The sequence below is a fragment of the Mycobacterium scrofulaceum genome, assembly GCF_002086735.1.
GTDB classification, from domain to species: Bacteria; Actinomycetota; Actinomycetes; order Mycobacteriales; family Mycobacteriaceae; genus Mycobacterium; species Mycobacterium scrofulaceum.
Genome location: NZ_MVIJ01000055.1, coordinates 1 through 13830, shown reverse-complemented (window position 1 = coordinate 13830; position 13830 = coordinate 1). Strand labels below are relative to the sequence as shown.

Genomic DNA, 13830 nt, shown 5'->3' with positions numbered 1-13830 from the left:
CGGCGCGGGTCGTGGCGCTAGCCATAAGTATCGCGGGGGCCCCTTCCGGCGATGTGCCGCGGCCCCTTCCGCCACGACGGCGCGGTTGGCCCGGTGATTTTCAGCGACGTCACCACGCCGTTGCCGACGGCCGCGGCGATCTTGGCCAACAACTGGGACTGGATCATCCGCAATTGGGTGGCCCAGGCCGTCGATTCGGCGGTCACGCTGAGCACCCCGTCGGTCAACCCGGTCGGCGTCGCGTGGTCGGCGATCTGCTGGCCCACCACCGACGCCCAGTTGCCGAGCACCGTGCCCTCGGCGACCTGCGCCGACCACCCCCGCTTCTTCGCCAGGTCGCTCGCCAGCCGGCCCAGGGGTTGGGGATCGCGCGCGTCGGGTCCCGGCCCCGACCAGCTGCGCCGCTGGCCGGCGACGCGGCGCGTCGACGGCGGCACGGATCGCCCGCGTCCGGCGTCCTTTCCTTGCGCGCGGGCCGCGGCGCGTGCCTCCTCGAGCGTGCGCCGGACCAAGTCGATGCCCCGCAGCAGGCCCGGTTCCACGCCGCCCGCGTCTTCGTGGTCGTTGCCCGTCATGCCCGCACCGCCGACACCCGGCCGAGGTCGCCGTCGCGCAAATCGATGTGCACCTGCCTGGCGACCCACCCCGCCGGGATGTCTTCCACCACGGCCGCGGTGACCAACACCTGCTCCGCCGATTCCGCGACCGTGGCCAACGCTCGGCGCCGCGCCACGTCGAGTTCGGCGAACACGTCGTCGAGCAACAACACGGGCTCACCCCCGTCGGCTCTCAACAACTCGTACGCCGCCAACCGCAACGCGATCGCGAACGACCACGATTCCCCATGGCTGGCAAAGCCTTTCGCGGGTTGGTCACCCAACCACAGCTCGAGATCGTCGCGATGCGGACCGACCAGGCACATGCCGCGTTCCAATTCGGCATCACGGCGTTCGGCCAACGCCGCCAGCAGCGCGGCCTCGAGGAATTCTCGGTCGTGGCCGCCGGCCTCGGCCGCCGCCCGCGTGCCCAGGCTGCTGCGGTAGGCGATCGACGCCGGGCGCGACGCGGGCGCGAGCAGCTGATAAGCCTTCTCCACCTCCGGCGTCAACTGGTTGACCAGGTCGATACGCGCGGCCATCAACTCCGCGCCATGTTCGGCCAACCGGCTGTCCCACACATCGAGGGTCTCCAGGGCGCCGCGGTCACCGCGGTGGCGCATCCCGCCCGCCGACTTCAACAACGCGGTGCGCTGGCGCAGCACCTTTTCGTAGTCGGCGCGCACCCCGGCCACCGCCGGGCGCCGCACCGTCGCCAGATCGTCGAGATAGCGCCGCCGCTCGGCCGGATCCCCGCGCACCAAAGCGAGGTCTTCCGGAGCAAACAACACGGCCCGCAACACCCCGATCACCTCGCGGGTGGTGCGCACCGGCGAGCGATTCAGCCGCGCCTTGTTCGCCCGCCCCGCCGCGATCTCGAGATCGATCGCGCATTCCCTGCCCTCGTTGACCACGATCGTCGACACCACCGCCCGGTCGGCGCCCGCCCGGATCAACGGTGTGTCCGTGCCTACTCGATGCGATCCCAACGTGGTCGAAAACCACAGTGCTTCAATGAGATTGGTCTTGCCGAAACCGTTGGGACCGACGAACACCGTCCGGCCCGGCTCCAACTCGAGGTCGACGTGCGCCCAGGACCGGAAATCGCGCAGTCCCAAATGCCGGACGTACACCTATCCGGGCAACCGAACTGGCATCAGCAGGTAGACGTAGTCGGTCGGCAGCGCCGCGAACGGCCCGTTCCCGGTGGGTGGGCTGTCGTCGCCGGAGGCCGGCCGCAACAGCGCCGGCTTACCCGGCGTGGTGAAACCGAACGAAACCCGCTCGGAATGGACCGCCGCCAAGCCGTCCGTCAGGTAGGTCGGATTGAACGCGATCGTCAACGGTTCACCGACGAAATCGACCGCGAGGTCTTCCTCGGCCCGACCCACATCGTCGGCACCCGCAGACAGCCGCAGCGAACCCTCGGAAAACTCCATCCGCACCTGGGCACCCCGATCGGCCACCAACGCCACCAGCTTGATGGCCTCCGTCAGCTCGGCCACGTTGATCGTTGCCACCGCCGTGTGCTCGGCGGGCAACAATTGACGGAACTTGGGGAACTCCGCGTCGAGCAACCGCGTCGTGCTGCGCTTGCCATTGCCGCTGATACCCAACAATCCGTCCTTGCCGACGCCACTGCCGGCGCCCAGCGACAACCGAACCTCGGAACCGTCGGCGCCCGCCCGGGCGGCCTCCGCCAACGTCTTCGCCGGCACCAGCACCGCGGCCTCGATGTCCGGCGACGACGCCGACCATGTCAGCTCGCGCACCGCCAGGCGGAACCGATCGGTGGCCGCCAAAACCACCGTGTTGCCTGAGATCTCGACCCGAATCCCGGTCAACATCGGCAACGTGTCGTCCCGGCCGGCCGCGATCGCAACCTGGCTGATCGCCTCCGCGAACAGGTCGGCGGGCATCGTCCCGGTCTCTTCCGGCAGGCTCGGCAGCGTCGGGTAATCCTCGACCGCCATCGTCGGCAGCGAAAACCTGGCACTACCGCAGTTCAGCGCGACCCGGTTACCGTCGACGTAGAAGTCCACGGGCTTGTTCGGCAACGCTCGGGTGATGTCCGACAACAACCTTCCGGACACCAAAACGCTTCCCGGAGAAGCGATTTCCGCCGCGACCTGGGCTTCCGCGGAGACTTCGTAGTCGAATCCGGAAATTGTCAGACCTTCGTCGGACCCGGATAACAACACTCCCGAGAGCACCGGCACCGCAGGCCGGGTCGGCAGGTTCTTCGCCACCCACGACACCGCGTCGGCGAAGGACTCCCGCACCAAACGAAACTTCAAGTCGCTGAGGCCAGCTCTTGTCGTCGCCGCGTCCATAGCGTCCCTTCACCTACCGAGCGTTTCAAAGTCCAGTGGCTAGCCTCCCCCGCTAGCACGGGGCTCCGCCACGAACGCCACTGACACGTCCTGCCAACGACGACCGCAACGGCAGTCGAAGAACAACCGTAGATCGTCGGAGGCCATCTTGAAAGCTAATCGCTCAGCCCGACAAGCCGGGTTACCGGCGGATCCGCGAAGCGGTTTCAACCAGGCGTCCCCAACGCTGTCTTTCAAAGAAGAACCCACGAAGAGATCTCAGTACTAGTAATAAGGGCTGTGCAGTCTGGGGACAGCGTCGGCTTCCCGCAGCTAGGGCGGGGATCGGGCTGTGGATCATTGCGTGGACAACTGAGCGCCGGGTGTTGGGCCGCTGGGGACGAAGAGCGGTTGTGCACGCAGGGCCGCTTAGTACACGGCCGTTTGATGGCGTTGTGCACAATCTGCGCACAACGCCCACGTGTGGCCCGTGTGACAGACGTGCGGGAAGTTTTTTGAAAATAACCGGCGTCCGGGGCCCGGAGAAGCCAGGAATCAGCGCTTGGACCGCTGGCGGATGCGAGTCGTGAGCTCTTTGACGTGATCGAAGACCTCACGCCGCTCGGCCATTTCCGACAGGATCTTGCGCTGGGCGTACATGACCGTCGTGTGGTCGCGCCCGAAGGCCTGCCCGATTTTGGGCAGGGAGAGGTCGGTGAGCTCCCGGCACAGGTACATCGCGATCTGCCGGGACTGCGCGAGTGCGCGGGTCTTGCCCGGGCCGCGAAGTTCTTCCACCGTGGTGTCGAAGTATTCGGCGGTGGCGGCCATGATGGTCGCCGCGCTGATCTGCATCGTGCTGGCGTCGGCGATGAGGTCGCGCAGCACGATCTCGGCCAGGGCCTTGTCGATCGGGGTCTTGTTCAACGAGGCGAACGCGGTCACCCGGATGAGGGCGCCCTCGAGTTCGCGGATGTTGCGCTCGATGCTGCTGGCGATGAGTTCCAGGACGTCGTCGGGGACCGCGAGCCGCTCCATCTGTGCTTTCTTGCGCAGGATGGCGATGCGGGTTTCGAGCTCGGGTGGCTGGACGTCGGTGATCAGGCCCCACTCGAACCGGGTTCGCAGGCGGTCTTCGAGGGTGGCGAGTTGTTTGGGGGGCCGGTCCGAGGAGATGACAATCTGCTTGTTGGCATTGTGCAGCGTGTTGAAGGTATGGAAGAACTCCTCCTGGATACCTTCCTTGCCCTCGATGAACTGGATGTCGTCGACCAACAAGACGTCGACGTCGCGGTAGCTGCGCTTGAACGCGACCTTGCGGTCGTCACGTAGCGAGTTGATGAAGTCGTTGGTGAATTCCTCGGTGGACACATACTTGACCCGCATCCCGGGGAACAGTCGCTGCGCGTAGTTACCAGCGGCATGCAGCAGGTGAGTCTTGCCCAGCCCGGATTCGCCCCAGATGAACAACGGGTTGTAGGCGCGCGCCGGAGCCTCGGCGATGGCCAACGCCGCCGCGTGCGCGAAACGGTTGGACGCTCCGATGACGAAGGTGTCGAAGGTGTAGCGGCGGTTCAAACTGGTTCCGCCGGCGACAGCCGGATCGGCGGGGTGCGGACGTTCGGCGAAGTAGTTCGTCCAACCCTGCCGGGCGCTCTCGGCGGCTTCACCGTTTTCGTCGGTCTCGTCGGCTTCGTCGGCGTCGTCCGGGAAGGGGCTGTCGCCCGGCGTGAACGGTTCGGCTTGGCCGAGCACGACGTCGTCGGCGTCGTCGTCGGGCGGCGCGATCCGCACCCCGAGTTGGATCTGCTGCCCGAGCCGACGGCTGAGCGCATCGGTGATAGGGGCGCGAAGGTGACGTTCGATCTCGTTCTGGACGAAACTGCTGGGCACCGACAGTAGGGCGAATCCCTCGACGATGGTCAGCGGCTGCACCAGATTCAGCCAGGCCCGCTGTTGTGGGGTGAGGGGGGCGATGAGGGTGGTGCGGTTGGCGGCTACCCCGTCCGGGGTGGGTTCTCCGTTGAGCTCGGATACGACCGCGTTCCACACGGTCGTGAAACCTGAACCGGGGTCATCGGTCAACGACGCATCCCCCTGGTTCTCGAGCATCCCGGGTCGAGGTACAACCACGCTTGGTGACAAAGCAACTGTCCACATAGTTATACACAGGTGTGGACAGGATCAGCGTATGCGAGCCACAACCTACCGGCGACGGCTCGCGATCTCCGTGCTGGAAGAAAACCTGTGCAGGTTGTCTAGGCAGCTAGTCGACCCACCATCCTCGCTTCGTTGTCGAGCGCCGTTGCAGTCTAAAACGACACTGGCAGAAGCTAACAGTTTTCCGGGCGGCTGCCAACCGTTCTGCTGCATTCCAATCGGGTTGTTTAGGGTCGGTTGGGCCTGCTTCGGCTCAGGGCCGGTGCGCCGGCCGGCTGCAGCCGGCCGGTGGGGCTACCTTTCTCGCCGGGATCAGGCGGGTGCGTTGCGGCAGGCCAGGTTTGACCAGGGGAAGCGCGGTCAGTACCCTCAAACAGTCGCCCGAAAGTCGGCGATGCGGCTGCGACCCAGGTCTGCCTGGGGACCGCGCCGGCCAGCAGCAAGGTTACCTCCGACCGGTCGCAGACGAACCCCAGCGAGACGTCTGGCCGGCCGGATGGAAATGCGAGACACAACGAGGAGAACGTCGTGGCCAAGGGCAAGCGGACCTTCCAGCCGAACAACCGGCGCCGAGCCCGCGTGCATGGCTTCCGGTTGCGCATGCGCACCCGCGCCGGACGCTCGATTGTGTCGAGCCGGCGCCGTAAGGGGCGCCGCGCGCTATCTGCCTGATTGCAACGTCGGGTTTTTCGGCGGTGCTTCCGGCACGCAACCGCATGAGGCGGTCAACGGAGTTCGACGCGACGGTGAAGCACGGAATTCGTGCGGCGCAATCCGATGTCGTCGTCCACCTCTGCCGCGCCGGTGACGGCTCAGCGGCTCCTCAAGTCGGGCTGATCGTCGGCAAGTCCGTGGGGTCGGCGGTCGACCGGCACCGGGTGTCGCGTCGGCTGCGGCACGTGGCGCGGTCCGTTCTGGGCGATCTGCACGACTCCGACCGGGTGGTCATCCGGGCGTTGCCCGGCAGCCGCACCGCGTCCTCGGCTCGATTGGCGGAGCAGCTGCGCCGCGGTCTGCGTCGCTCGCTGGAATCGGCCGGGCGGCAACGGTGACCACGCCGGGGCGAGACATGCACACGCTGGGCACCGCGGCGGTGCGGGGGCTGGTCTGGTTGATCCAGCTGTACCGGCACATGGTGTCGCCCTTGCGGCCGGCGACGTGTCGCTTCGTTCCGACGTGCAGCCAGTACGCGGTCGACGCGTTGACCGAGTACGGGTTGATCCGGGGGAGTTGGTTGGCCGCCGCCCGGCTCGTCAAGTGCGGACCATGGCATCGGGGTGGATGGGATCCGATACCCGAACGCCCGGGATGCCAGGTGAACTTCGAAGATGCCAGCGACGCGTGGCCCCGCCCGGCGGCGCGAGGGGAGAGTGGAACTCTTGTTTGATTTCTTTAGTCTCGACTTCGTCTACTACCCGGTGTCGTGGATCATGTGGGCCTGGTACAAGCTGTTCGCCGCGATGCTGGGACCGTCCAGCTTCTTCGCGTGGGCGCTGTCGGTGATGTTCCTCGTGTTCAGCTTGCGCGCGCTGCTGTACAAGCCGTTCGTGCGGCAGATCCGCACCACGCGCCAGATGCAGGAACTGCAACCGCAAATCAAGGCGCTGCAGAAGAAGTACGGCAAGGACCGCCAGCGGATGGCGCTGGAGATGCAGAAGCTGCAACGCGAGCACGGGTTCAACCCGATCCTCGGGTGCTTGCCGATGCTCGCGCAGATCCCCGTCTTCATTGGGCTGTATCACGTTTTGCGGTCGTTCAACCGGACCACCGGTGGCTTCGGTCAGCCCCACCTGTCGGTGGCGCAGAACCGCCTCACCGGAAACTACGTCTTCAGCCCCACGGACGTCGCGCACTTCCTGGACGCCAACTTGTTCGGCGCGCCGATCGGTGCGTTCATGACCCAGCGCACGGGGTTGGACGCGTTCACCTACTTCAGCCGGCCGGCGGTGATCGCGGTCGGTGCGCCGGTGATGATCCTGGCCGGCATCGCGACCTACTTCAACAGCCGGGCGTCGGTGGCGCGGCAGAGTCCGGAAGCCGCGGCCAATCCGCAGACCGCGATGATGAACAAACTCGCTTTGTACGTGTTTCCGCTCGGCGTCGTCGTCGGCGGCCCGTTCCTGCCGCTGGCGATCATCCTGTACTGGTTCGCGAACAACATCTGGACGTTCGGTCAGCAGCACTACGTGTTCGGCATGATCGAAAAAGAGGACGAGGCGAAGAAGCAGGAAGTGCTGCAGCGGCGAGCGGCCAATGCGCCCGCGCCGGGGGCCAAGCCGAAACGGAGCCCGAAGGCGGGACAGCCGGACGGGAACGGGTCGTCGACGGCCGGGGAGGGGGAGCCGGGCACCGATGCCCCCGACGGCGGAACGGCCACGACGGAGCCCCCAGCCGACAAGCTCAGTCCGGGTGGGCAGAACGGCGGCGCGGCCAACCGCGCGCCCCGACCGGGCGCGCGACCCAAGAGACGCAAACGCTGACAAGGGAGACCTGGCCGCACCGGGACGCCTGGGAGGGCGATCCCGATCGGCAAGACCCGTTGGATGAGGGAGAGAAAGACATGACCGACGCAGACACGACCACCACCGAACGCGACGCGGAGAGCGACGTCGACACGGAGTCGACCGTCGAGAACGGGGCCGGGGCCGCGGACGAGTTCGACGACCTGGAGGAGCGGTTGGTCGCCGAGGGCGAGATCGCCGGCGACTATCTGGAAGAGCTGCTGGACCTGTTGGACTTCGACGGCGACATCGATCTCGACGTCGAAGGCAACCGGGCGGTGGTGAGCATCGACGGGAGCGACGACCTGAACAAGTTGGTCGGCCGCGGCGGCGAGGTGCTCGACGCGCTGCAGGAGCTCACTCGCCTGGCCGTGCACCAGAAGACCGGCGTTCGCAGCCGGTTGATGCTCGACATCGCCAGTTGGCGCCGGCGGCGCCGCGAGGAGTTGGCGGCGCTGGGGGACAAGGTCGCACGGCGGGTGCTGGAGTCCGGCGAGCGGGAAGAGCTCGCCCCCATGACGCCGTTCGAACGCAAGATCGTCCACGACGCCGTCGCGGCGGTGCCCGGCGTGCACAGCGAAAGCGAGGGCGTCGAGCCCGCGCGCCGCGTCGTCGTCCTGCACGACTAGCGAGTTACAGCCGTGTAGTTCCGGCGCGGAGCCCTTATTGGCCGTCAGGCAAAGCAGAGGATGTTTCACGTGAAACATGTCGGCCCGGTGGAACCCTCGGCGAACGAGATCGCCACATCCGAGCCCGGCGCCGCGGCGGCAATCTTCGGCCCCCGGATCGACCTCGCCCGCCGGTACGCGGAGCTGCTTGGCGGGCCCGGAGTCGAGCGCGGACTGCTGGGGCCACGCGAAGTGGAGCGTATCTGGGAGCGCCATCTGCTCAACAGTGTCGCCGTGGGTGAGGTTCTCGAGCCGGGGGCTCGGGTGATCGACATCGGCAGCGGGGCCGGGTTGCCCGGCATCCCGCTCGCGCTCGCGCGCCCGGACATCGACGTGGTCCTGCTCGAACCGTTGTTGCGCCGGAGCGAGTTTCTCAGCGAGGTAGTCGAACAACTAGGGTTAGCCGTCGAGGTGGTCCGCGGCCGTGCCGAGGATCCATGGGTCCGCGACCGGTTCGGCGGAAGGGATGCGGCGGTGTCACGAGCGGTTGCGTCGCTGGACAAGTTGGCGAAGTGGAGTGTGCCGTTGCTGCGGACGGGCGGACGGATGCTCGCGATCAAGGGCGAGCGCGTCACCGAGGAAGTTGAACAATATCGGCGTGTGATGGCAGCATCGGGCGCCGCTGATGCCAGGGTGGTGACATGTGGCGCGACCTATTTGCGTCCCCCCGCAACCGTAGTTATAGCCCGGCGCGTAAGGCCGCCGCGCCAGCAGCCGACACGGATCGGGAAGGCCGGAAATCGATGAGCAGTCCTGGAGAGTCGGGGGCAACGCAGCCGAGCGCCGCACAGGTGCGTGCGCCCGAGGCGCCGTCCGATGCACCCGCTCCACTCGGGGACCCGGCGGCAAATGTTTCACGTGAAACATCAGACGAGTTCGACACGCCGATCGGAGCCGCCGCCGAGCGGGCGATGCGCGTACTGCACACCACCTATCCACCGCTGCGCCGACCGAGGCATCGCCGGGTCCTGACCGTCGCCAACCAGAAGGGCGGCGTCGGCAAGACCACCACGGCGGTGAACCTGGCTGCCGCCCTGGCCCTGCAGGGGCTGAAGACGTTGGTCATTGATCTCGATCCACAGGGCAACGCGAGCACGGCGCTCGGGATCACCGATCGACAGTCGGGCACGCCGTCCTCCTACGAGGTGCTCATCGGTGAGGTCGCCGTCAAAGACGCGCTGCGGCGCAGCCCGCACAACGAGCGTCTGTTCTGCGTCCCGGCCACCATCGACCTGGCCGGCGCCGAGATCGAATTGGTCAGCATGGTGGCGCGGGAGAATCGGTTGCGAACCGCTCTGGCCGACCTGGACGACCTCGACTTCGACTACGTCTTCGTCGACTGCCCCCCGTCGCTGGGGCTGCTGACCATTAACGCGCTCGTCGCCGCGCCCGAGGTGATGATCCCCATTCAGTGCGAGTACTACGCCCTCGAGGGGGTGTCACAGCTGATGCGCAACATCGAGATGGTGAAGGCACACCTCAACCCGCAGCTCGACGTGAGCACCGTCGTTCTCACCATGTACGACGGCCGCACCAAGCTCGCCGACCAGGTCGCCGAAGAGGTACGCCGGTACTTCGGGGCCAAGGTGCTGCGCACCGTGATCCCGCGCAGCGTCAAAGTGTCGGAGGCTCCCGGCTACAGCATGACCATCATCGATTACGACCCCGGTTCGCGCGGGGCGATGAGCTACCTCGACGCGAGTCGCGAGCTCGCCGAACGCGATTGACCACCAGAGCCGTGAAGGGACGACCATGACGCAGCCGTTACGCAAGAAGGGCGGCCTCGGACGGGGCCTGGCTTCGCTGATCCCGACCGGTCCCGCCGAAGGCGACTCCGGTCCCGCGACCCTCGGCCCGCGGATGGGCGACGCGGCCGCGGACGTCTTGATCGGTGGGCCCGGACCGGACCTGGCGCCGGCGGGTGCGGTGTACCGCGAGATCGCGCCGGCCGACATCGAACCCAACCCGCGCCAGCCGCGGCAGGTGTTCGACGACGAGGCGCTCTCCGAGTTGGTGCACTCGATCCGCGAGTTCGGTCTGCTGCAGCCGATCGTCGTGCGCGCCGTCCCCGGCGCCACGACGGGACCGCGCTATCAGATCGTGATGGGGGAGCGGCGCTGGCGGGCGGCCCAAGAGGCCGGGTTGGCGACCATCCCGACCATCGTGCGCGAGACCGGGGACGACAACCTGCTCCGCGACGCGCTATTGGAGAACATCCACCGGGTACAGCTCAACCCCCTGGAAGAGGCGGCGGCTTACCAGCAGCTGCTCGACGAGTTCGGCGTCACCCACGACGAACTGGCGTCGCGCATCGGTCGTTCGCGGCCGTTGATCACCAACATGATCCGGTTGCTCAAGCTGCCGATCCCGGTGCAGCGGCGGGTGGCCGCGGGCGTGCTGTCGGCCGGTCATGCCCGCGCGCTCCTGTCGCTGGAGGCCGGTCCCGAGGCGCAGGAGGAGTTGGCGAGCCGGATCGTCGCGGAGGGGCTGTCGGTGCGGGCGACCGAGGAGGCGGTGACGCTGGCCAACCGGGGCGGGACGACCACCCCGGCGCCCCAGCGGCGCAAGCCGATCCAGATGCCCGGCCTGCAGGAGGTCGCCGAACGGCTGTCCAACGCCTTCGACACGCGGGTGACGGTCAGCCTGGGCAAACGCAAGGGCAAGATCGTCGTGGAGTTCGGCTCCGTCGACGATTTGCAGCGCATCATCGACATGATGACCGCCGCCAACACCTGACCCGCCATACGGTGTAATTACGTCACTGTGACACCAGGCCGGTCACGGCTGCGCGGCGGCGCCGAGATATTACGAAACCGCATGCCTTCCAAGGACATTCGGTTACGGATCGGTGGCGACGGTAACGCGGTGAGCTTGGCGGCGCCGTGATCGGCGCCTCGGCGACAAAGCTGGCCCGATTGCGACAAACTCTCCTATCCTGGAGGGGTTGCCGGTGCAATTGACTGCAGTACCGCACAGGAGCCAGGAGGCTAGTGTCCGTTCGCATCACCCCGCTGCGCCTCGAGGCCTTCGAACAACTTCCCAAGCATGCGCGCCGCTGCGTGTACTGGGAGGTCGACCCGGCAACCCTCGGAAACCAGGACCACCTCGCCGACCCGGAATTCGAGAAGGAAGCCTGGCTGTCGATGGTCATGCTCGAGTGGGGGTCGTGCGGGCAGGTGGCGACCGCGGCCACCGACGACAGAAGCCAGAGCGAGCCGCCGATCCTGGGTTATGTCTTCTACGCGCCGCCGCGCGCGGTGCCGCGCGCGCAGCGGTTTCCCACCGCGCCGGTATCCGCGGACGCGGTGTTGCTGACGTCGATGGGCATCGAGCCCGGCCAGACCGCCGACGATCTGCCGCACGGTCTGCTCGCCCGGGTGATCGACGAACTGGTCAGGCGTGGGGTGCGGGCGCTGGAGGCGTTCGGGCGCACGCCGGCGGCCGCGGAATTGCAGGATCCGCTTGCGGCCAGTCCGGATGTGCGACCGGTGCTGGAGGCCGTCGGTGACTGCACGGTGGACCACTGCGTGATCGACGCGCAGCTCTTGCAGGACGCGGGATTCGTTGTGGTGGCGCCACATCCGTACTTCCCGCGGCTTCGCCTCGAGCTGGACAAGGGTCTCGGCTGGAAGGCCGAAGTCGAGGCGGCGTTGGAGCGCCTGCTGGAGAATGCGCAGCTGCAGGAGCCGGTTGGGGCCGGGTCAGCGGCGGGAAATACGTTGCGGGGCACCGAGATCGGCTAGGGGCCGCCGAGCCTGCCGGTCCGTTCAACGGACAGTTCGTGGGCCAGCAGTTCGGCGAAGGTGAACGTGCCGGTCGGCCGGTCGTTCTTACCCAGGAGGTAGAGCCGCTTGACCGCGGCGAGAATGCCCTCGGCGATCGCGTCGCGGGTCTGCGTGGAGATCAGCATCGCGCGGTCCTGCGGATTGGTGATATAGCCGACGTCGACCTGCACGGTCGGCATCCGGGTGAGGCGCAACAGATCCCACGTCCGGCCGTGCGTCCGGCAATCACGCAATCCCGTGCGGGCCACCACTTCTCGCTGAATGAAGTCCGCGAGGTTGCGCCCGATCGTGGACACCGAGCCGTGTGAGTTGCCGAAATGAAAGGACGCGACGCCGCTGGCCGCCGGGCTGGGCTGGCTCTCGCAACGCAAGCTGATCATCAGATCCGCCCCGACGTTGTTGGCGGTGGCCGCGCGTTCGGCGTCGGAGGGGCTGCGGTTGACCGGTCGCGAGAGAAAAGTCTCCATGCCGATGGCGGTCATCCGCCCCTCGAGGCGGCTTGCCAAATCCCACAACACATCCGCTTCGCTGATCGGTCCCGACGGACCCTGCATCAGCTCGCCGAGGTCGGTGCCGCCGCGACCCGGATCGATGATGATCCGCTTGCCCGACAGCTTAGGCCCCGACCGGCGGACCAGTTCTTCTTCGCGGATCGCGTGCGGTGAGCCGCCAGTGACGCGGGAGCTCAGAAAGTACAAGGAGCGCAACGTTTCTGGACCACAGATGCCGTCCGCGGCGAGTCCGTACTCGCGTTGGTATGACATCAACGCGTTGTGAGTCTGCAACCCGAAGTGCCCGTCGACCAGCCCGGTGTAGAAACCGAGGTCCTGAAGGCGGGCCTGCAGCGTGGCGACGTCGTCACCATAGAGCGGCGCGCCGAATTGGTGGTACAGCGTGCGCGCACCGAGCCGGTAGGAGGCCTCCTTCAACGCGCGGTAGGTGGCTTCGCCGACGATCCCGTCGACCAGCAGGCCGCGGTGTTGCTGAAAGGCCCGCACCGCCTGGTCCAGCTCGGCGTCGAAGAACTCGGGGGAGACGTGCCGTCCAGTGGCGAGATCGTCCTCAGGAGTGTCCAGCAGCCCTAGCGTTGCCAGCGTGGCCCGGACTTCGGTCACAGCTGCGCTGCGGTCACCACAGCGCAGCGCATCGCCGTATTCACGGCGCGGACTCGACATACCAAGGGCCCTCCGGGACAGACTGACAGGCTCGTATCAGGGCGACAGCTAGCAATTATTGTCGCAGATGCTTCGCGTAATCGGGAAAACCCCAGGCTGAACGTGGGGCGTGGTGGGGCGACTCAATTGCCGATCAGCTGAGGTTGGGAACGGCGTCCGAAAGCTCACGCAGCAGCGCTGCCTTGCCCTTGGCGCCGACGATCCGCTTCACCGGCTGGCCGTCCTTGAACAGGATCATGGTCGGGATCGACACCACCTGGAAGTCGCGCGCGGTCACAGGGTTGGCGTCGACGTCGAGCTTGGCGACGGTGAGCTGGTCGGCGCGCTCGCTCGCGATTTCCTCGAGGACCGGCGCTACCATCTTGCACGGCCCGCACCACGTCGCCCAAAAGTCAACCAGCACAGGCTTATTGCTGGACAACACCTCGTTGGAAAACGATGCGTCAGAGACTTCGATTGTGGCTGCGGCTTTTTCGGCGTCGGTCATTGAGGTGCTCCAATCATCTCGGTACTGCCCGGAAATTCGGTGGCGTCGCTTTGGGCGGCGGCGCTGGACTCGGCGTGTTCGGCCAGCCAGCGTTCGGCGTCGATGGCCGCCGAGCAGCCGCTGCCGGCGGCGGTGATGGCCTGGCG

The 13830-nt window shown here is 67.0% G+C and carries 14 protein-coding genes and 2 pseudogenes; 9 read left to right on the top strand and 7 right to left on the bottom strand.

Annotated elements, in window-relative coordinates; genetic code table 11:
- Positions 1-17 precede the first annotated feature (17 nt).
- From BST44_RS24570 to dnaA, 4 genes are all read right to left on the bottom strand, one after another.
- A complete protein-coding gene (locus tag BST44_RS24570) occupies positions 18-575 on the bottom strand; it encodes a DUF721 family protein (RefSeq protein WP_083179598.1) in 558 nt (185 codons plus the stop codon).
- Positions 572-1729, bottom strand: coding sequence for a DNA replication/repair protein RecF (gene recF, locus BST44_RS24565; RefSeq protein WP_083179597.1), 1158 nt, complete (start codon positions 1727-1729; stop codon positions 572-574). Before recF ends, BST44_RS24570 begins: the two co-directional genes overlap by 4 nt.
- The gene (gene dnaN / locus BST44_RS24560; protein WP_083179596.1) at positions 1730-2929 is read right to left on the bottom strand and encodes a DNA polymerase III subunit beta; all 1200 of its coding nucleotides are present in this window, start codon (positions 2927-2929) and stop codon (positions 1730-1732) included.
- Between the two features lie 534 nt (positions 2930-3463).
- Complete coding sequence (dnaA, locus tag BST44_RS24555; RefSeq protein WP_083179611.1) at positions 3464-4993, bottom strand: chromosomal replication initiator protein DnaA; 1530 nt, start codon at positions 4991-4993, stop codon at positions 3464-3466.
- A 603-nt stretch (positions 4994-5596) separates the two neighbouring features.
- Between dnaA and rpmH the strand changes: the two genes are divergently transcribed.
- The 9 genes and pseudogenes from rpmH (at position 5597) to BST44_RS24510 (ending at position 11980) form a co-directional block, all read left to right on the top strand.
- Positions 5597-5740 (top strand): 50S ribosomal protein L34, encoded by a 144-nt coding sequence (gene rpmH / locus BST44_RS24550; RefSeq protein ID WP_073880743.1) that lies wholly within the window; start codon positions 5597-5599, stop codon positions 5738-5740.
- Positions 5741-5763: 23 nt separating this feature from the next.
- A complete protein-coding gene (rnpA, locus tag BST44_RS24545) occupies positions 5764-6120 on the top strand; it encodes a ribonuclease P protein component (RefSeq protein WP_083179595.1) in 357 nt (118 codons plus the stop codon).
- Positions 6121-6137: 17 nt separating this feature from the next.
- On the top strand, positions 6138-6455 hold the full coding sequence (gene yidD / locus BST44_RS24540) for a membrane protein insertion efficiency factor YidD (protein ID WP_083179610.1): 318 nt from the start codon (positions 6138-6140) through the stop codon (positions 6453-6455).
- The gene (gene yidC, locus BST44_RS24535; RefSeq protein WP_142274682.1) at positions 6439-7548 is read left to right on the top strand and encodes a membrane protein insertase YidC; all 1110 of its coding nucleotides are present in this window, start codon (positions 6439-6441) and stop codon (positions 7546-7548) included. Before yidD ends, yidC begins: the two co-directional genes overlap by 17 nt.
- 80 nt (positions 7549-7628) lie before the next feature.
- On the top strand, positions 7629-8198 hold the full coding sequence (locus BST44_RS24530; RefSeq protein ID WP_083179593.1) for a Jag family protein: 570 nt from the start codon (positions 7629-7631) through the stop codon (positions 8196-8198).
- Between the two features lie 60 nt (positions 8199-8258).
- Positions 8259-8984 carry a 16S rRNA (guanine(527)-N(7))-methyltransferase RsmG gene (rsmG, locus tag BST44_RS24525; protein WP_083179592.1) on the top strand — a complete coding sequence of 242 codons (726 nt, stop codon included), beginning with the start codon at positions 8259-8261 and terminating at the stop codon, positions 8982-8984.
- Positions 8981-9993 (top strand): annotated as a pseudogene (locus BST44_RS24520) (ParA family protein). Before rsmG ends, BST44_RS24520 begins: the two are co-directional and overlap by 4 nt.
- Positions 9990-10973 (top strand): ParB/RepB/Spo0J family partition protein, encoded by a 984-nt coding sequence (locus BST44_RS24515; protein ID WP_083179590.1) that lies wholly within the window; start codon positions 9990-9992, stop codon positions 10971-10973. The pseudogene BST44_RS24520 and the gene BST44_RS24515 overlap by 4 nt, the downstream one beginning before the upstream one ends.
- Before the next feature lie 254 nt (positions 10974-11227).
- Positions 11228-11980: an acetyltransferase gene (locus BST44_RS24510; protein WP_083179589.1), complete on the top strand. Its 753-nt coding sequence runs from the start codon at positions 11228-11230 to the stop codon at positions 11978-11980.
- On the opposite strand, the gene BST44_RS24505 is transcribed toward BST44_RS24510, so the two are convergent.
- The 3 genes and pseudogenes from BST44_RS24505 to BST44_RS29760 all read right to left on the bottom strand — a co-directional run.
- Positions 11977-13197, bottom strand: coding sequence for an N-acetylmuramoyl-L-alanine amidase (locus BST44_RS24505; RefSeq protein ID WP_083179588.1), 1221 nt, complete (start codon positions 13195-13197; stop codon positions 11977-11979). The two genes, BST44_RS24510 and BST44_RS24505, sit on opposite strands and share 4 nt — an antisense overlap.
- A 133-nt stretch (positions 13198-13330) precedes the next feature.
- Positions 13331-13684 (bottom strand): thioredoxin, encoded by a 354-nt coding sequence (gene trxA / locus BST44_RS24500; protein WP_083179587.1) that lies wholly within the window; start codon positions 13682-13684, stop codon positions 13331-13333.
- Positions 13681-13830: pseudogene (locus BST44_RS29760) on the bottom strand (thioredoxin-disulfide reductase); the annotation flags it as partial. The pseudogene BST44_RS29760 and the gene trxA, both read right to left, overlap by 4 nt.